18 protein-coding genes are annotated in these 17,879 nt (G+C 71.2%); 15 read left to right on the plus strand and 3 right to left on the minus strand.

The features are described 5' to 3' along the window. The first annotated feature begins 33 nt into the window (after positions 1–33). Together ACFY61_RS12625 and ACFY61_RS12630 are read left to right on the plus strand one after the other, a co-directional pair. On the plus strand, positions 34–729 hold the full coding sequence (locus ACFY61_RS12625; protein ID WP_389470626.1) for a demethylmenaquinone methyltransferase: 696 nt from the start codon (positions 34–36) through the stop codon (positions 727–729). Next, positions 729–1,640, plus strand: coding sequence for a glutaminase (locus ACFY61_RS12630; RefSeq protein WP_389470627.1), 912 nt, complete (start codon positions 729–731; stop codon positions 1,638–1,640). Before ACFY61_RS12625 ends, ACFY61_RS12630 begins: the two co-directional genes overlap by 1 nt. Here the strand turns inward: ACFY61_RS12630 and ACFY61_RS12635 are convergent. Then, the gene (locus tag ACFY61_RS12635) at positions 1,637–2,557 is read right to left on the minus strand and encodes an aminoglycoside phosphotransferase family protein (RefSeq protein WP_389470630.1); all 921 of its coding nucleotides are present in this window, start codon (positions 2,555–2,557) and stop codon (positions 1,637–1,639) included. The two genes, ACFY61_RS12630 and ACFY61_RS12635, sit on opposite strands and share 4 nt — an antisense overlap. Next, positions 2,554–3,090 (minus strand): GNAT family N-acetyltransferase, encoded by a 537-nt coding sequence (locus ACFY61_RS12640; RefSeq protein WP_389470632.1) that lies wholly within the window; start codon positions 3,088–3,090, stop codon positions 2,554–2,556. The genes ACFY61_RS12635 and ACFY61_RS12640 overlap by 4 nt, the downstream gene beginning before the upstream one ends. 95 nt (positions 3,091–3,185) lie before the next feature. Between ACFY61_RS12640 and ACFY61_RS12645 the strand changes: the two genes are divergently transcribed. Both ACFY61_RS12645 and ACFY61_RS12650 read left to right on the plus strand, forming a co-directional pair. Continuing rightward, positions 3,186–4,469 carry a geranylgeranyl reductase family protein gene (locus ACFY61_RS12645; RefSeq protein WP_389470635.1) on the plus strand — a complete coding sequence of 428 codons (1,284 nt, stop codon included), beginning with the start codon at positions 3,186–3,188 and terminating at the stop codon, positions 4,467–4,469. A 126-nt stretch (positions 4,470–4,595) separates the two neighbouring features. Next, positions 4,596–5,486: a hypothetical protein gene (locus ACFY61_RS12650; RefSeq protein WP_389470638.1), complete on the plus strand. Its 891-nt coding sequence runs from the start codon at positions 4,596–4,598 to the stop codon at positions 5,484–5,486. A gap of 126 nt (positions 5,487–5,612) precedes the next feature. Here ACFY61_RS12650 and ACFY61_RS12655 read toward each other — a convergent pair whose 3' ends face one another. Further along, positions 5,613–6,452 carry a C40 family peptidase gene (locus tag ACFY61_RS12655; protein ID WP_389470640.1) on the minus strand — a complete coding sequence of 280 codons (840 nt, stop codon included), beginning with the start codon at positions 6,450–6,452 and terminating at the stop codon, positions 5,613–5,615. 725 nt (positions 6,453–7,177) lie between these two features. Here ACFY61_RS12655 and ACFY61_RS12660 point away from each other — a divergent pair. The 11 genes from ACFY61_RS12660 to nuoK are packed head-to-tail and all read left to right on the plus strand — an operon-like array spanning position 7,178 to position 17,871. Beyond that, positions 7,178–7,537 (plus strand): NADH-quinone oxidoreductase subunit A, encoded by a 360-nt coding sequence (locus tag ACFY61_RS12660; protein ID WP_150209166.1) that lies wholly within the window; start codon positions 7,178–7,180, stop codon positions 7,535–7,537. Between the two features lie 15 nt (positions 7,538–7,552). Continuing rightward, positions 7,553–8,107, plus strand: coding sequence for a NuoB/complex I 20 kDa subunit family protein (locus ACFY61_RS12665; protein ID WP_389470643.1), 555 nt, complete (start codon positions 7,553–7,555; stop codon positions 8,105–8,107). Then, on the plus strand, positions 8,104–8,838 hold the full coding sequence (locus tag ACFY61_RS12670) for an NADH-quinone oxidoreductase subunit C (RefSeq protein ID WP_389470646.1): 735 nt from the start codon (positions 8,104–8,106) through the stop codon (positions 8,836–8,838). Before ACFY61_RS12665 ends, ACFY61_RS12670 begins: the two co-directional genes overlap by 4 nt. Further along, a complete protein-coding gene (locus tag ACFY61_RS12675; RefSeq protein WP_389470649.1) occupies positions 8,838–10,172 on the plus strand; it encodes an NADH-quinone oxidoreductase subunit D in 1,335 nt (444 codons plus the stop codon). Before ACFY61_RS12670 ends, ACFY61_RS12675 begins: the two co-directional genes overlap by 1 nt. After that, on the plus strand, positions 10,169–10,915 hold the full coding sequence (gene nuoE, locus ACFY61_RS12680; protein ID WP_389470651.1) for an NADH-quinone oxidoreductase subunit NuoE: 747 nt from the start codon (positions 10,169–10,171) through the stop codon (positions 10,913–10,915). Before ACFY61_RS12675 ends, nuoE begins: the two co-directional genes overlap by 4 nt. After that, positions 10,915–12,264 (plus strand): NADH-quinone oxidoreductase subunit NuoF, encoded by a 1,350-nt coding sequence (nuoF, locus tag ACFY61_RS12685; protein WP_389470652.1) that lies wholly within the window; start codon positions 10,915–10,917, stop codon positions 12,262–12,264. Before nuoE ends, nuoF begins: the two co-directional genes overlap by 1 nt. After that, positions 12,261–14,753, plus strand: coding sequence for an NADH-quinone oxidoreductase subunit G (locus ACFY61_RS12690; RefSeq protein ID WP_389470655.1), 2,493 nt, complete (start codon positions 12,261–12,263; stop codon positions 14,751–14,753). Before nuoF ends, ACFY61_RS12690 begins: the two co-directional genes overlap by 4 nt. Next, on the plus strand, positions 14,750–16,126 hold the full coding sequence (nuoH, locus tag ACFY61_RS12695; RefSeq protein ID WP_389470657.1) for an NADH-quinone oxidoreductase subunit NuoH: 1,377 nt from the start codon (positions 14,750–14,752) through the stop codon (positions 16,124–16,126). The genes ACFY61_RS12690 and nuoH overlap by 4 nt, the downstream gene beginning before the upstream one ends. Beyond that, on the plus strand, positions 16,119–16,760 hold the full coding sequence (nuoI, locus tag ACFY61_RS12700; RefSeq protein ID WP_389470659.1) for an NADH-quinone oxidoreductase subunit NuoI: 642 nt from the start codon (positions 16,119–16,121) through the stop codon (positions 16,758–16,760). Before nuoH ends, nuoI begins: the two co-directional genes overlap by 8 nt. Continuing rightward, positions 16,757–17,575 (plus strand): NADH-quinone oxidoreductase subunit J, encoded by an 819-nt coding sequence (locus ACFY61_RS12705; RefSeq protein WP_389470661.1) that lies wholly within the window; start codon positions 16,757–16,759, stop codon positions 17,573–17,575. The genes nuoI and ACFY61_RS12705 overlap by 4 nt, the downstream gene beginning before the upstream one ends. After that, complete coding sequence (nuoK, locus tag ACFY61_RS12710) at positions 17,572–17,871, plus strand: NADH-quinone oxidoreductase subunit NuoK (protein WP_356850827.1); 300 nt, start codon at positions 17,572–17,574, stop codon at positions 17,869–17,871. The genes ACFY61_RS12705 and nuoK overlap by 4 nt, the downstream gene beginning before the upstream one ends. The last annotated feature ends 8 nt before the right edge of the window (positions 17,872–17,879 follow it).

Here is a 17,879-nt window from a genome sequence, read left to right on the forward strand (position 1 = left end):
CCACCCGAACCGAGACGAGCGAGGCGAAGGCCAGTGACCCGCGCACACCTGGACAAGAAGCCCCACGAAGTCGCCTCCATGTTCGACGGCGTGGCGGCGAACTACGACCTCACCAACGACGTGCTGTCGCTCGGCCAGGCCCGCCTGTGGCGCCGCGAGGTCGCCCGCGCCGTCGACGCCCGCCCGGGGCAGAAGGTGCTCGACCTGGCCGCCGGCACGGCCACCAGCTCGCTGCCGTTCGCCGCGACCGGCGCGTACGTCGTGCCCTGCGACTTCTCCCTGGGCATGCTCCGCGAGGGCAAGCGCAAGCACCCGTGGCTGCCGCTGACCGCCGGAGACGCCACCCGGCTGCCGTTCAAGGACGACACCTTCGACACGGTCACCATCTCCTTCGGGCTGCGCAACGTGCAGGACACCGACGGCGCGCTGCGCGAGCTGCACCGGGTCACCAAGCCCGGCGGCAAGGTGGTCATCTGCGAGTTCTCCCAGCCGACCTGGGCGCCGTTCCGGACGGTGTACACCGAGTACCTGATGCGCGCCCTGCCGCCGGTGGCCCGCGCCGTGTCCTCCAACCCGGACGCGTACGTGTACCTCGCCGAGTCCATCCGCGCGTGGCCGGACCAGCCGGCGCTGGCGGGCCTGCTGCAGAAGGCCGGCTGGGAGCGGGTGGCGTGGCGCAACCTCAGCGGCGGCATCGTCGCACTGCACCGCGGGGTCAAGGCGGGCTGATGGACTACCAGGCCCTGCTGGAGCGGATCGAGTCGGACATCGCCCCGCTCGTCGGCAGCGGCACCCCGGCCGCGTACATCCCCGCGCTGGCCGACGTGGACCGGCAGCAGTTCGGCATGGCCGTCGCCGACCTCGACGGCAACGTGTACGGGGTGGGGGACTGGCGGACCCCGTTCTCCGCCCAGTCCATCACCAAGGTGTTCGCGCTGGCGCTGGCCCTCGCCGAGGGCGGCGACGCGCTGTGGGAGCGGGTGGGCCGGGAGCCCTCCGGCAACCCGTTCAACTCGCTCGTGCAGCTGGAGTACGAGAACGGCATCCCCAGGAACCCGTTCATCAACGCGGGCGCCCTCGTGGTCACCGACCGCCTGCAGACCCTGACCGGCGACGCGAGCAGCGAAGTGCTCACCTTCCTCCGGCAGGAGAGCGGCAACCCGGACCTGGCCTTCGACCCCGAGGTCGCCGCGTCCGAGCACGACCACGGCGACCGCAACGCGGCCGTGGCCCACTTCATGGCCTCGTACGGGAACATGGACAACCCCGTGCCGGCCCTGCTGGACCACTACTTCTGGCAGTGCTCCATCGAGACCAGCTGCGCCGACCTGGCGCTGGCCGCCCGCTTCCTGGCCCGGCACGGGCTGCGCGCGGACGGCTCCCGGCTGCTGACCCGCAGCGAGGCCAAGCAGATCAACGCGGTGATGATGACCTGCGGGACGTACGACGCGGCCGGCGAGTTCGCCTACCGGGTCGGTCTGCCCGGCAAGAGCGGCGTGGGCGGCGGCATCGTGGCCGTGGTCCCGGGCCGCTGCACCCTCGCGGTGTGGAGCCCGGGCCTGGACGCGCGGGGCAACAGCGTGGCGGGCGTGGCCGCCCTGGACCGCTTCACCACCCTGACCGGCCTGTCCGTCTTCTAGGCCGGCACCCCGCCCGCGTCCCGTACGTCCTCCAGCACCGCCCGGATGACGTGCCGCGCGTTGTCCGCCATGGCCGGGTTGGTCCCGCGGTGGTGCGGCAGGGCGATCAGGGCCTGGGAGAGGGTCCGGGCCCGGCCCCGGGTCCAGGTGGCGTCGTCCACGCCGACAGCCCTGCGGAAGACCTCGCGGGCGCCGGCCGGCAGCAGGTTCCACGCCGGGAACAGGTCGCAGGCCGGATCGCCCACCCCCGCGCAGCCGAAGTCGATGACCGACGCCAGCCGGCCGCCGGCCACCAGCAGGTTGCCGGGCATGAGGTCGGCGTGCAGCCACACCGGCGGCCCCTCCCACTCCGGGGCGCGCAGGGCGTCCTCCCAGACGGCGGTCACCGCGTCGCAGTCCACGCCCTCCGCGGGCAGCCCCCGCAGCCGGGAGACCGCGGCCCGGGTGGCCGCGTCGAGCGAGGCGAGGGGACCGCCCCGGTAGGCCGGCGGTGCCCCCGGCAGGTCCACGGCACGTACGTCCGCCACGAAGCCGGCCAGGTCCTCCGCCAGCCGCCCGGGCTCGGCGAGCGCGCCCGCCCGCGGGTTCTCGCCGGGCAGCCAGCGGTACACCGACCACGCGAACGGGAAGCCCTCGGCGGGGTCCCCGGTTCCCAGGACCTCCGGGACGGGCGTGCCCAGCCGGGGCGCGAGCCGGGGCAGCCACTCCCGTTCCCTGACGAGGTCCTCGGCACCGCCGGCGCTCAGCGGGAGCCGTACGAGCATCTCCCCGCCGAGCCGGAACACGGCGTTGACCGTGCCGCCGGAGGGGAACCGCCGCACCGGCAGACCGGCCCACCGGGGGAACCGCCCGGCGACCAGCCGCCGTACGAGGCCGGTGCCGACGGGGTGCGGCCGGCCCGGGTCCGCGGAGCTCATCCGGCCGCCAGCCGCAGCACGTACCGCAGGCCGGTGTTGCCGGCCGGGGTGGTGCGCTCGTCGGCCAGGGTCATGCCCAGGCGTTCCGCGACGGCCACGGAACGGGAGTTGCGGGCGTCGATCATCGCGCAGACCTCGCTCAGGCCCGCCGCCCGCACCCGCTCGACGGTCGCCTCGGCCGCCGCCGTGGCGTAGCCGCGGCCCCAGTGGGCCCGGCCCAGCCGCCAGCCGATCTCGATCTCCCCGACCGGTCCCCACGCCTTCTCCGCGGGCCACGGCTGGGCGCCGGTGAACCCGACGACCTGGCCGTCCTCGTCCAGGAGGGTCCACAGGCAGAACCCGTACCGGGCGTCGTGCATGCGCTGCCGGGCGGACAACTCCTGGTAGGTGGAGAGCTCCGCGGGTCCGCCGAGGAACTCCATCACGTCGGGGTCGTCGAAGACGGCGTGCCAGGCGTGGGCGTCCTCGTCGGTGGGCACGCGCAACCGGACGGCCGGGACCGGCCGGAGGGGCGAGGTGGGCGAGGTCGTCATCGGCAGCCCTTCTGATCGTGATCTCTCTCGCTGCATAGACTGCACGTGTCCCGTGCCGTTCGGCACCCCTTATCGAGCCTTCGGGAGATCCCGCAGTGACCGAGCCCCTCTCCGAACACACCGCGGATGTGATCGTCGTCGGGGCCGGGCCCGCCGGCTCCACCACCGCCTACTACCTGGCCAAGGCCGGGCTGGACGTCCTGCTGCTGGAGAAGACCGCGTTCCCGCGCGAGAAGGTCTGCGGCGACGGGCTGACCCCGCGCGCCACCAAGCAGCTGGTGGCCATGGGCATCGACATCTCGGAAGAGGCCGGCTGGCTGCGCAACAAGGGCCTGCGCATCATCGGCGGCGGGCAGCGGCTCCAGCTGGACTGGCCGGAGCTGGCGTCCTTCCCCGACTACGGACTGGTCCGCAAGCGCGACGACTTCGACGAGACGCTGGCCCGGCAGGCGCAGAAGGCCGGCGCCCGGCTGTACGAGCGCTGCAACGTCGGCGAGCCGATCCGTGACGAGCGCACCGGGTACATCACGGGCGTCCACGCCAAGCTGGGCGAGGAGAAGACGGCCGTCACCTTCCGCGCCCCGCTGGTGGTCGCCGCCGACGGCAACTCCTCGCGGCTGTCGCTGGCGATGGGCCTGCACCGGCGCGAGGACCGCCCGATGGGCGTCGCGGTGCGCACGTACTTCAACTCGCCGCGGCACGACGACGACTACCTGGAGTCGTGGCTGGAGCTGTGGGACCGGCGCGGCCCGCAGGACCGGCTGCTGCCCGGCTACGGCTGGATCTTCGGCATGGGCGACGGCACGTCCAACGTGGGTCTGGGCATCCTCAACTCGTCGTCCGCCTTCCGGGAGCTGGACTGGCGCGAGGTGCTCAAGGCGTGGTGCGCGTCCATGCCGGAGGACTGGGGCTACACCCCGGAGAACATGACGCAGCCGATCCGCGGCGCGGCGCTGCCCATGGCCTTCAACCGGCAGCCGCACTACACGCGGGGCCTGCTGCTGGTCGGCGACGCGGGCGGGCTGGTCAACCCGTTCAACGGCGAGGGCATCGCCTACGCGATGGAGTCCGGGCGGATCGCCGCGGACGTCGTGGTGCAGGCGCACGCCCGGTCGACGCGGGCCCAGCGCGAGCTGGCGCTGCACAACTACCCGAAGGTGCTCAAGGAGACCTACGGCGGCTACTACTCGCTGGGCCGGGCCTTCGTGAAGCTGATCGGCAACCCGAAGGTCATGAAGGTGGCCACCCAGCGCGGTCTGACCCACCCCGTCCTGATGCGGTTCACGCTGAAGATGCTGGCGAACCTGACCGACCCGGCGGGCGGCGACGCCATGGACCGGATCATCAACGGCCTGTCGAAGGTGGCCCCGCGCGCCTGACGGATGCCCGCCCGGGGCGGTCGACCGCCCCGGGCCGCATACCTGTTGCCCCGTTCGTGCCCCTGTTGGCAGACTCGCGTCGATCACTGTCGATCTTCACGGGGGGTACACACAGTGGGATTCCGCATGCGCGCGCTCCGGCGCACCGCCACCGTCCTGGCCGCGCTCGCGCTGCCGTTCACCGCCTTGTCGGCCGGGGCCGGCACCGCGCAGGCCGCGTCGATGCCCCAGGGCGAGTTCCAGTGGGCCGGGGACTCGGGTGACGGCTGGGACGACAGGGCCGTCTGGTACAACCCGACGGTGTACGGCGACACGATCGACGTCACCGCCTCGGCGGACCGCAGCTCGCTGCGCGTGGTCATCACGCGCCCGGGTGACTCCTGGACCATGGACCTGGCCGCGCCGGCCGGGCAGCCGCTGGCGCCCGGCACGTACGCGGACGCGGTGAAGACCCCGGAGACGGCGGGCACCGTCCTGGACCGGCCCAGCATGTTCGTCAACGGCTACCACGGCGGCTGCGCCACGCTCACCGGCCGGTTCACGGTCAAGGAGCTGGTCTTCGGCGAGGGCTCCGCCGTCAGGAAGGTCGACCTCTCCTACCAGCAGGACTGCGACGACCGCGGCCTGCTCACGGGCTACCTGATGGCCAGTGACGTCACCCCGCCCAAGCCCGTGGTCCTGGGCGTGACCGTCAACGGCAGCGGCAAGCTCTCCGCGACCGGCGGGGCCACCGTGAGCGGCACGCTCACGTGCACGAAGCCGGTGAAGGTGGCGATCGGCGGCTCGGCGAGCCAGGAGCAGCCGAAGTTCGTCCAGGGGTCCCTTGGGGCCGAGGTGGACTGCGTGCCGGGCAGGACCCTCACCTGGCAGGCGCCCGTCACGGTGCACACCCCGGAGACGGACACGCCGTTCGTGAAGTCCGAGCCGCTGAAGGTCCTCGGCCACGCCTCGGCGACGGACCCCGACACCGCCCAGTACGTCTCCGTCTCCGCCGACAGGTGGGTGAAGCTGCGCTAGGCCGGTACGGCCCGGCACGGCGAAGGGCCGGCACTCCGCCCCCGAGCGGGGGAGTGCCGGCCCTTGCTTCGTGTCCGTGGGGCCCGTGGAGGCCCGTGGTGGCCCCCTGCGGGGCCGGGGAGCCCGTCAGAGGATGCGGACGGCGCCCGTGGGCATGTCGTAGCTCAGGGAGCGCTCCACGATGCCGGTGCTGGGGTTCTGCGCGCCGACGAACTTGCCGCCGCCCACGTAGATCGCCACGTGGTAGGCGCTGCCCCGGCTGCCCCAGTACAGGATGTCGCCCGGCTGCAGGTTGCTCAGCGAGACCTTGGTGCCCTGGAGGGACTGGTCCTGCGACATGCGCGGCAGGGAGATGTTCGCCTGCTTGTAGGCGGCGCGGACGAGGCCGGAGCAGTCGTACGCCGAGGGGCCGGTGGCGCCCATGACGTACGCCTTGCCGACCTGCGCGCGGGCGAAGCTCACGATGGCGGCGGCGGAGCCGGTGGCCACGGAGTCGTTCGCGGAGTCGTCGGAGGTGGAGCCGCCCTCGTCCGAGGTGGACTTGGAGGAGAGGGAGGAGCGGCCGTCGTTGCGGGAGGCACGCTCGGCGGCGGCCTTGCGCTCGGCCTCCTCCTTGGCCTTCTTCTCGGCGTCGGCCTTCTTCTGGGCCTCTTCCTTGGCCTTCTTGGCCTCGGCGGCGGCGCCGGTACGGGCGTTCTCCTCCTGGGCGTTGAGCTCGCCCTCGACCGCGGCCGCGCGGCTGTTGTCGGCGGCGGTGGTGACGGCGGAGGAGACCTCGGAGCCCAGGTCCATGTTCAGGACGGGCATTTCGAGCGTCTCGGTCACGGGCTCCACGGGCGTCGCGCTCGCCGTGCCGGCCATGGCCAGGGTGCTGAGGACGCCACCGGCAACTCCGGCGCGGACCGCGAGCTTCGAGGCGCTGCGGCGCGGCTTCCGGTGGCTGGGTATGTGAGCGGTGTGGGACATGAGGACAACCGCTATCAGGGTGTCAGGGTTCCCTTCAAGAAACGTGGTCTGCGCCACAGTTGCGTCCGGATGGCCTGAACGGTGCGCTCCGCTCCCCTTATTGACGCCGTAACGGGCGAAACGGACACTGTCCCGCAAGCCTGTGATCATGCACTTTCCATGATTCGTCCGATTTGATCCGGCGCCTACCATCACCCCGCACAGTTGGCCAAGCCCCCTTTCGCGGGCCCGGATCCGGGGTGACGCAGGTCACAGTGGGATCACGTTGTGTGGGGCTCGTGGAGTTCGTGAACGGACTCACGCGTCCACTCGCGTCCGCCGACCCTCCCCCGACCGGGCGACGGCGGTTTCCTTTACCGGATCGGCCACCCTGGCGCAAATTTGCATGCAGGTGCCAGCTTTTGGTAGTGCATCTCGCCTCCTACCTGCGGTAACGGGGCCGGATGTCACTTTTGGTGATCATGCGGCTGCTTCGCGTATGAAGATCACCACTCATCGGACTTCATGATCGTTCGTCAGGTGGTGGAGATCACAAACTCGTTGTTGTTACCCGTGTCGCAGATCACAGACCGCCGGGCATAGGATGCGCACCAGTCCGGCTTGTGAACTGCCTCACATGTACACGATCTTCGCGAGGCGGGACACGCCCCAGAGCTCCGCGGGGAGGGGACCCCCAGCCGGCACAGCGGTCCAACGGTCAAGGACGACTGGAAGGAGCGAGGAGCGTGAATGCCTACGCGCCCATCCTCGTGCTCGGCGCCCTCGGGGCTGGGTTTGCGATCTTCTCCGTGGTCATGGCCACGCTGATCGGCCCAAAAAGGTACAACCGGGCGAAGCTCGAAGCCTATGAGTGCGGTATCGAGCCGACCCCGCTTCCGGCCGGCGGCGGCCGCTTCCCCATCAAGTACTACCTGACGGCGATGCTCTTCATCGTCTTCGACATCGAGATCGTCTTCCTCTACCCCTGGGCCGTCACCTTCGACGCCCTGGGGATCTTCGGGCTCGTCGAGATGCTGCTCTTCGTGCTCACCGTCTTCGTCGCCTACGCGTACGTCTGGCGGCGCGGCGGCCTGGAATGGGACTGAGGGGCTGAGTTTTCCATGGGACTGGAAGAGAAGCTGCCGAGCGGCTTCCTGCTGACCACCGTCGAACAGGCCGCGGGCTGGGTGCGCAAGTCATCCGTCTTCCCCGCCACCTTCGGCCTGGCGTGCTGCGCCATCGAGATGATGACCACCGGAGCCGGCCGCTACGACCTGGCCCGCTTCGGCATGGAGGTCTTCCGCGGCTCCCCGCGGCAGGCCGACCTGATGATCGTCGCCGGGCGGGTCAGCCAGAAGATGGCGCCGGTGCTGCGGCAGGTGTACGACCAGATGCCCGCGCCGAAGTGGGTCATCTCCATGGGGGTGTGCGCCTCCTCGGGCGGCATGTTCAACAACTACGCGATCGTCCAGGGCGTCGACCACATCGTCCCGGTGGACATCTACCTGCCCGGCTGCCCGCCCCGCCCCGAGATGCTGATGGACGCGATCCTCAAGCTCCACCACAAGATCCAGACCTCCAAGCTCGGCGTGAACCGGGAGGAGGCCGCCCGCGAGGCGGAGGAGGCGGCCCTCAAGGCGCTCCCCACCATCGAGATGAAGGGGCTGCTCCGGTGAGCGAGACCCGCGAACCCAACCCCGACAAGGAACTCAGCGCCCAGAACCTGCCCGGTCAGCGCGGGGACCACGGCGAGGAGATCCGCGTCCAGCGCGGCATGTTCGGCGCCCGCAACGGAGGGGACACCACCGGCTACGGCGGGCTCGTCCGCTCCGTCCGGCTGCCCGGCCCCGCCACCCGCCCCTACGGGTCGTACTTCGACGAGGTCGCCGACGAACTCGAAGGAGCCCTGGAAGAACAGGGACTGGTCCCCGAGAACGCCATCGAGAAGACGGTCGTCGACCGCGCCGAGCTCACCTTCCACATCGCGCGCGAGCACCTGGTCCGCGTCGCCCGCACCCTGCGCGACGACCCCGCCCTGCGGTTCGAGCTCTGCACCGGCGTCTCCGGCGTCCACTACCCGAACGACAAGGGCCGCGAGCTGCACGCCGTCTACCACCTGCGCTCGCTCACCCACGGCCGCACGGTCCGGCTGGAGGTCTCCGCCCCGGACGCCGACCCGCACGTCCCCTCGCTCGTCCCCGTCTACCCGACGAACGACTGGCACGAGCGCGAGACGTACGACTTCTTCGGCCTGGTCTTCGACGGGCACCCGGCCCTCACGCGGATCATGATGCCGGACGACTGGCAGGGCTTCCCGCAGCGCAAGGACTACCCCCTCGGCGGCATCCCCGTCGAGTACAAGGGCGCCCAGATCCCGGCTCCCGACCAGCGGAGGTCGTACAGCTGATGTCCACCTCGAACCACACGGCCCACGCCTCCTCCCGCGAGACCACCGAGGGCACCGTCTACACCGTCACCGGGGGCGACTGGGACGAGATCGTCCAGTCCGCCGCCAAGGCCGACGACGAGCGGATCGTCGTCAACATGGGCCCGCAGCACCCCTCCACCCACGGAGTGCTCCGGCTGATCCTGGAGATCGACGGCGAGACGGTCACCGAGGCCCGCTGCGGCATCGGCTACCTGCACACCGGGATCGAGAAGAACCTCGAGTTCCGCAACTGGACGCAGGGCACCACCTTCGTCACGCGCATGGACTACCTGACCCCGTTCTTCAACGAGGCCGCGTACTGCCTGGCCGTCGAGAAGCTGCTCGGCATCACCGACCGGGTCCCCGACCGGGCCACGGTCATCCGGGTGCTGCTGATGGAGCTCAACCGGATCTCCTCCCACCTGGTGTGCATCGCCACCGGCGGCATGGAGCTCGGCGCCACCACGATCATGATCTACGGCTTCCGGGACCGCGAACTCATCCTGGACATCTACGAGCTGATCACCGGCCTGCGCATGAACCACGCGTTCATCCGCCCCGGCGGCCTCGCCCAGGACCTCCCGCCCGGCGCCGTCGACCAGCTCCGCGAGTTCGTGAAGACCTTCAAGAAGAACCTGCCGGAGTACGACAAGCTCGCCACCGGCAACCCCATCTTCAAGGCCCGCATGCAGGACGTCGGCTACCTCGACCTGGCCGGCTGCATGGCCCTGGGAGCCACCGGACCCATCCTCCGCTCCGCCGGCCTGCCGCACGACCTCCGCAAGACCGACCCCTACTGCGGCTACGAGACCTACGAGTTCGACGTGCCGACCACCGAGACCTGCGACTCCTACGGCCGGTTCCTGATCCGGCTGGAGGAGATGCGGCAGTCCCTGCGGATCGTCGAGCAGTGCCTGGACCGGCTGGAGCCCGGCCCGGTCATGGTCGCCGACAAGAAGATCGCCTGGCCCGCCCAGCTGGCCATGGGCCCCGACGGCCTCGGCAACTCCCTCGACCACATCAGGAACATCATGGGCACCTCCATGGAAGCGCTCATCCACCACTTCAAGCTGGTGACCGAGGGCTTCCGGGTACCGGCCGGCCAGGCCTACAGCGCAGTCGAGTCCCCCAAGGGCGAACTCGGCGTGCACGTGGTCTCCGACGGCGGCACCCGCCCCTACCGGGTCCACTTCCGCGACCCGTCCTTCACCAACCTGCAGGCCATGGCAGCGATGTGCGAGGGCGGCCAGGTCGCCGACGTCATCGTCGCCGTCGCCTCCATCGACCCCGTGATGGGAGGCGTCGACCGATGACGGACAGCACCCCCACGACCCTGGGCATGCCGCAGCTCCCGGCACCGGACTACCCGGCGGACGTACGCGCCCGGCTCGAAGCGGACGCGAAGGAGGTCATCGCCCGCTACCCCGGCAGCCGGTCCGCCCTGCTGCCGCTCCTGCACCTGGTGCAGTCCGAGGAGGGCCACGTCACCCGCACCGGCATCCGCTTCTGCGCCGAGATGCTGGACCTCACCACCGCCGAGGTCACCGCGGTCGTCACCTTCTACACCATGTACCGCCGCAAGCCGTCCGGCGACTACCAGGTCGGCGTCTGCACCAACACCCTGTGCGCGGTCATGGGCGGCGACGCCATCTTCGAGGAGCTCAAGGAGCACCTCGGCGTCGGCAACAACGAGACCACCGCCGACGGCAAGGTCACCCTCGAACACATCGAGTGCAACGCGGCCTGCGACTTCGCCCCCGTGGTGATGGTCAACTGGGAGTTCTTCGACAACCAGACCCCCGACTCCGCCAAGGCCCTCGTCGACGACCTCCGGGCCGGCCGGCCCGTCCAGCCGACCCGGGGCGCGCCGATGTGCACGTACAAGGAGACCGCCCGCATCCTGGCGGGCTTCCCCGACGAGCGGCCGGGCGCGGTCGAGGCGAGCGGCGGCGCCGGCCCCGCATCCCTGGTCGGCCTGCGGCTCGCCCGCGGCGAGGTCGCGCACGCCCCCATCGTCCACCCGCGCGGTGAGGCCGGAACCGAGGGAGCGGAGTGATGAGCGTGTCCACCGAGCTGAGCAAGAACGGCACGTCGCCGGAGAAGCTGCTGGCGCCCGTCCTCTCCGCCTTCTGGGACGACCCCCGGTCGTGGACGCTGGAGACCTACCTCCGGCACGAGGGCTACGAAGGCCTGCGCAAGGCGCTCGCCATGTCCCCCGACGACCTGATCGCCTACGTGAAGGACTCCGGTCTGCGCGGACGCGGCGGAGCGGGCTTCCCCACCGGCATGAAGTGGCAGTTCATCCCGCAGGGCGACAACAAGCCGCACTACCTCGTCGTCAACGCCGACGAGTCGGAACCCGGCACCTGCAAGGACATCCCCCTCCTCTTCGCCAACCCGCACTCCCTCATCGAGGGAATGATCATCGCCTGCTACGCGATCCGCTCCACGCACGCCTTCATCTACCTGCGCGGCGAGGTCGTGCCCGTCCTGCGCCGCCTCCACGAGGCCGTCCGCGAGGCCTACGCCGCCGGCTACCTGGGCCGCGACATCCTGGGCAGCGGGCTGGACCTCGACATCACCGTGCACGCCGGCGCCGGCGCGTACATCTGCGGCGAGGAGACGGCACTCCTCGACTCCCTCGAAGGCCGGCGCGGACAGCCCCGGCTGCGTCCCCCCTTCCCCGCGGTGGAAGGCCTGTACGCCTGCCCCACCGTGGTGAACAACGTCGAGTCCATCGCCTCGGTTCCCGCGATCCTCAACAAGGGCAAGGACTGGTTCAAGGCGATGGGGACCGAGAAGTCCCCCGGCTTCACCCTGTACTCGCTCTCCGGGCACGTGGCCACCCCCGGCCAGTACGAGGCCCCGCTCGGCATCACCCTGCGCCAGCTCCTCGACATGAGCGGCGGGATGCGGCCCGGCCACCGGCTGAAGTTCTGGACCCCGGGCGGCTCCTCCACCCCCATGTTCACCGACGAGCACCTCGACGTCCCGCTCGACTACGAGGGCGTCGGCGCGGCCGGCTCGATGCTCGGCACCAAGGCCCTCCAGTGCTTCGACGAGACCACCTGCGTGGTCCGCGCGGTGACCCGGTGGACCGAGTTCTACGCCCACGAGTCCTGCGGCAAGTGCACCCCCTGCCGCGAGGGCACGTACTGGCTGGTCCAGCTGCTGCGCGACATCGAGGCCGGGAAGGGCGTGATGTCCGACCTCGACAAGCTGAACGACATCGCCGACAACATCAACGGCAAGTCCTTCTGCGCGCTCGGCGACGGCGCGGCCAGCCCGATCTTCTCCTCGCTGAAGTACTTCCGCGAGGAGTACGAGCAGCACATCACCGGCAAGGGCTGCCCCTTCGACCCCAAGAAGTCGACCCTGTGGGCCGACACGGAGGTGACCGCATGACCGCCCCCGCAGAGGACCTGGTCTCCCTGACCATCGACGGGGTCGAGCTGTCCGTCCCCAAGGGGACCCTCGTCATCCGGGCCGCCGAACAGCTCGGCATCGAGGTACCGCGCTTCTGCGACCACCCCCTCCTCGACCCGGCCGGCGCCTGCCGGCAGTGCATCGTCGAGGTGGAGGGGCAGCGCAAGCCGATGGCCTCCTGCACGATCACCTGCACCGACGGCATGGTCGTCAAGACGCAGCTGACCTCGCAGGTCGCCGACAAGGCGCAGCGCGGCGTGATGGAACTGCTGCTGATCAACCACCCGCTGGACTGCCCGGTCTGCGACAAGGGCGGCGAATGCCCGCTGCAGAACCAGGCCATGTCCCACGGCAACGCCGAGTCCCGCTTCGACGGCAGGAAGCGGACCTACGAGAAGCCCGTCCCCATCTCCACCCAGGTGCTGCTCGACCGGGAGCGGTGCGTGCTGTGCGCCCGCTGCACCCGGTTCTCCAACCAGATCGCCGGTGACCCGATGATCGAGCTGGTCGAGCGCGGCGCCCTGCAGCAGGTCGGCACCGGCGAGGGCGACCCGTTCGAGTCCTACTTCTCCGGCAACACCATCCAGATCTGCCCGGTCGGCGCGCTCACCTCCGCCGCCTACCGCTTCCGCTCCCGCCCCTTCGACCTGGTGTCCTCGCCCAGCGTGTGCGAGCACTGCGCCGGCGGCTGCGCCACCCGCACCGACCACCGGCGCGGCAAGGTCCTGCGCCGGCTGGCCGCCGAGGACCCCGAGGTCAACGAGGAGTGGATCTGCGACAAGGGCCGGTTCGCGTTCCGGTACGCGCAGCGCCCCGACCGGCTCACCACCCCCCTCGTCCGCGACCCCGAGTCGGGCGAGCTGCGGGAGGCGAGCTGGCCGGAGGCCCTGGAGGCGGCGGCCCGCGGCCTGACCGCGGCCCGCACCGGCGGGGCCGGCGCCGGCGTCCTGACCGGCGGCCGGCTCACCGTCGAGGACGCCTACGCCTACGCCAAGTTCGCCCGGGTCGTGCTGGACACCAACGACATCGACTTCCGGGCCCGCGTCCACAGCGCGGAGGAAGCCGACTTCCTCGCCGCCGAGGTCGCCGGATACGGCGTCGACCTGCCCGCCCGCGGCGTCTCGTACGCCGACCTGGAGGCGGCCCCCGCGGTCCTGCTCGCCGGCATCGAGGCCGAGGAAGAGGCCCCCGGGGTCTTCCTGCGGCTGCGCAAGGCCCACCGCAAGCGCGGGCAGCGCACCTTCGGGCTGGCGCCGTTCGCCACCCGGGGTCTCGCGAAGGCCGGCGGCACCCTGCTGGCCGCCGCCCCCGGTACCGAGCCGGAGTGGCTGGACGCACTGGCCTCCCGCACCGGCTTGGAGGAGGGCGGGCACGAGGCCGCCGAGGCGCTGCGCGAACCCGGCGCGGTGATCGTCGTCGGCGAGCGGCTGGCCGGGGTGCCCGGTGCGCTGACCGCCGCCGTACGCACGGCCGCCGCGACCGGTGCCCGCCTGGTGTGGATCCCGCGCCGGGCCGGCGAGCGGGCCGCGGTCGAGGCCGGCGCGCTGCCCTCGCTGCTGCCCGGGGCCCGCCCGGCCACCGACCCGCGGGCCCGCGAGGAGGTCGCCGCGGCCTGGGGCCTGGACGAACTCCCGCACCGCTACGGCCGCGACACCGGCCAGATCCTCGCCGCCGCCGCCCAGCACGAGCTGGGCGCGCTGCTGGTCGCGGGCGTGGAGGTGGCCGACCTGCCCGACCCGGAGCAGGCGCGGGAGGCGCTGCGGGAGGCCTTCGTCGTCTCCCTGGAGATCCGTCCCGGCGAGGTCACCGACCACGCCGACGTGGTGCTCCCGGTGGCCGCCGTGGCCGAGAAGCCCGGTGCGTTCATCAACTGGGAGGGCCGGCTCCGCCCGTTCGAGGCGGCCCTGAAGCCCGACCAGATGACCCGGCGCCTCGCCCCCGCCGACGCCCGCGTGCTGCACATGCTCGCCGACGCCGCCGGCCGGCCGCTGGGCCTGCCCGACCTGCACGCCGTACGCCGTGAGCTCGACCGGCTCGGCCACTGGACCGGCGAAGGCGCCTCCGAGCAGTCCGCCGCGACCGTCCCGGTACCCCGGCCCGCGGCCGGCGAGGCGGTCCTCGCCGGCCACCGCCTGCTGCTCGACCAGGGCCTGCTCCAGCAGGGCGACGACGCCCTGGCCGGCACCCGGCACGAGGCGAGCGCCCGGCTCTCGGCGGCCACGGCGGCGGAGACCGGCGTCAAGAACGGCGACGTGCTGGCCGTGACCGGACCGGCCGGGTCGGTGGAACTCCCGCTGCGGATCACCGACATGCCCGACCGGGTGGTCTGGCTGCCGCTGAACTCGGTGGGCGGCGGGGTCCTCTCGGACCTGGGCACCCGCCCCGGAACCCTGGTCCGGATCGGCCCGGCGACCCCCGCGGCGGGACCGGCCGGCACCGGTGACATGACTGCGGAGGTGGGTGCGTGAACGCGGTACACAGCGACTTCGTACAACTTGCCGCCGAGGACCTCTCGCTGTTCGGGCGGGACGTCTGGTGGCTCGTGGTGATCAAGGCGGTGTTCTGCTTCGCCTTCCTGATGGTCACCGTGCTGTTCTCCATCGTCTGGGAACGCAAGGTCGTCGCCTGGATGCAGCTGCGCATCGGCCCCAACCGGCACGGCCCCTGGGGCCTCCTGCAGTCCCTCGCCGACGGCATCAAGCTGATGCTGAAGGAGGACATCGTCGTCAAGCGGGCCGACAAGGTGGTCTACATCCTGGCCCCGATCGTCGCGGCGGTCCCCGCCTTCATGGCGATCGCGGTGATCCCCTTCGGCCCGGCCGGCAACGAGGTCTCCATCTTCGGCCAGCGCACCACGATGCAGCTGACCGACCTGCCGATCGCGATGCTCTACATCCTCGCGGTGGCATCGGTCGGCATCTACGGCATCGTGCTGGCGGGCTGGTCCTCCGGCTCCACCTACCCGCTGCTCGGCGGACTCCGCTCCTGCGCCCAGATGATCTCGTACGAGATCGCCATGGGCGCCGCCTTCGCCTCGGTGTTCCTCTACTCCGGGTCGATGTCGACCTCCGCGATCGTGGAGGCGCAGGCGGACCGCTGGTTCATCGTGCTGCTGCCGGTCTCCTTCCTCATCTACGTGGTCACGATGGTCGGCGAGACCAACCGGGCCCCGTTCGACATGCCCGAGTCCGAGGGCGACCTGGTCGGCGGCTTCAACACCGAGTACTCCTCCATCAAGTTCGCGATGTTCATGCTGGCCGAGTACGTCAACATGGTCACCGTCTCGGCGGTGGCGGTCACCCTCTTCCTGGGCGGCTGGCGGGCCCCGTACCCGATCAGCACCTTCTGGGAGGGCGCCAACCACGGCTGGTGGCCGCTGCTCTGGTTCGTCCTCAAGGTGCAGCTGCTCCTCTTCTTCTTCATCTGGCTGCGCGGCACCCTGCCCCGGGTCCGCTACGACCAGCTGATGAAGCTCGGCTGGAAGGTCCTGATCCCGGTCTCCGTGGTCTGGCTGATGCTGGTCGCGACCGTGCGGGCCCTGCGCAACGAGGCCTACGACTTCAGCGAGATCGTCCTGTACGTCGGCGGCGGCGTGGTCGCGCTGCTGCTGCTCTCCCTGGTCGTGGACGTCATCCGGGACCGCAAGGGCAAGCAGGCGGGGGCAGCCGCCCCGGCGGCCGAGCCGTTCGACCCGATGGCGGCCGGGTTCCCGGTGCCGCCGAAGCCCGGGCAGCACATGGAACCCGTACCGCGCAGGCGGCCCCGCTCGGAGCGGCAGCTGATCGCCAGCGGCGGGTCGAATTCCGACAGTGACCGAGAGGAGGGTGCCGGTAATGCCTGACGAGAACGAGAAGTGGCAGAACCCGGTGGCCGGCTTCGGCGTGACCTTCAAGGCCATGTTCAAGAAGCGGCTCACCGAGCAGTACCCCGAGCAGCAGAAGACCACCGCTCCGCGCTTCCACGGACGGCACCAGCTCAACCGCCACCCGGACGGCCTGGAGAAGTGCATCGGCTGCGAGCTGTGCGCCTGGGCCTGTCCCGCCGACGCGATCTACGTGGAGGGCGCGGACAACGAGCCGGAGGAGCGGTACTCCCCGGGCGAGCGGTACGGCCGCGTCTACCAGATCAACTACGCCCGCTGCATCCTGTGCGGCCTGTGCGTGGAGGCCTGCCCGACCCGGGCGCTGACCATGACCAACGAGTTCGAACTGGCCGACGCCAGCCGCGAGTCGCTGATCTACACCAAGGAGCAGCTGCTCGCCGGGCTGACGGAGGGCATGGTCGAGGCGCCGCACGCCATGTACCCGGGGACGGACGAGCAGGACTACTACCGGGGTGCGGTGACCGGAGCGGCTCCGGGCACGGCCCGGCAGGTGGCCGTCTCCAAGGGCGAGGGACCCGGCGGGGAGCCGGCCGTGCCGGGTGCCCCGGCCGGGACCGGCGCGGAGAGCTCCCCCGAGGAGGTCGGGGCATGAGCGGGATCGCCGCCGCGGCCTCCACCGGCGAGGCCGTGCAGTTCTGGGTGCTCGGCACCATCGCCGTGATCGGCGCGCTGTGCACCATCCTGATGAAGAAGGCCGTGCACAGCGCCCTGTGCCTGGCCGGCACCATGATCATCCTGGCGGTGTTCTACCTGGCCAACGGCGCCTACTTCCTCGGCGTCGTGCAGGTCGTCGTGTACACCGGCGCGATCATGATGCTGTTCCTCTTCGTGGTCATGCTGGTCGGCGTCACGGCCGCGGATTCGCTGAAGGAGACCATCAAGGGCCAGCGCTGGCTGGCCGTCCTGTGCGGGCTCGGCTTCGGCATCCTGCTGGTCACCGGCATCGGGCAGGCCGGCCTGAGCCGGTTCAACGGCCTGGGCCGGGTCAACTCCGGCGGCCACGTCGAGGGCCTCGCCGAGCTGATCTTCACCAAGTACGTGTTCGCGTTCGAGCTCACCGGCGCCCTGCTGATCACCGCGGCGGTCGGCGCGATGGTCCTCACCCACCGCGAGCGCACCGAGCGCGCCGCCACCCAGCGCGAGCTCGCCGAGCGCCGGGTCCGCGAGGGCGTCCAGCTCCCGCCGCTGCCCGCGCCCGGCGTGTACGCGCGGCACAACGCGGTGGACGTGCCCGGCCTGCTGCCGGACGGCACCCCGTCCGAGCTGACCGTCAGCAAGACGCTGCGGGCCCGCGGCCAGGTCCGGGACGTGTCCGGGCAGGCGCTGGCCGACCTGAAGGCCCTGGAGCAGGCCTCGGCCGAGCGGCTGGGCCGGGACGCCGACGACCGTGAGGAGGCGGCGAAGTGAACCCCGTCAACTACCTCTACCTCTCCGCGCTGCTGTTCACCATCGGCGCGGCCGGGGTGCTGATCCGGCGGAACGCGATCGTGCTGTTCATGTGCGTGGAGCTGATGCTCAACGCCTGCAACCTCGCCTTCGTGACCTTCTCCCGGATGCACGGCAACCTCGACGGCCAGATCATCGCCTTCTTCACGATGGTCGTCGCCGCCGCGGAGGTCGTGGTCGGCCTGGCGATCATCGTGTCGCTGTTCCGTACCCGCCACTCGGCCTCGGTCGACGACGCCAGCCTGATGAAGCTGTAAGGGGCGAA

The sequence above is a fragment of the Streptomyces sp. NPDC012888 genome (assembly GCF_042900645.1).
Classification (GTDB): domain Bacteria; phylum Actinomycetota; class Actinomycetes; order Streptomycetales; family Streptomycetaceae; genus Streptomyces.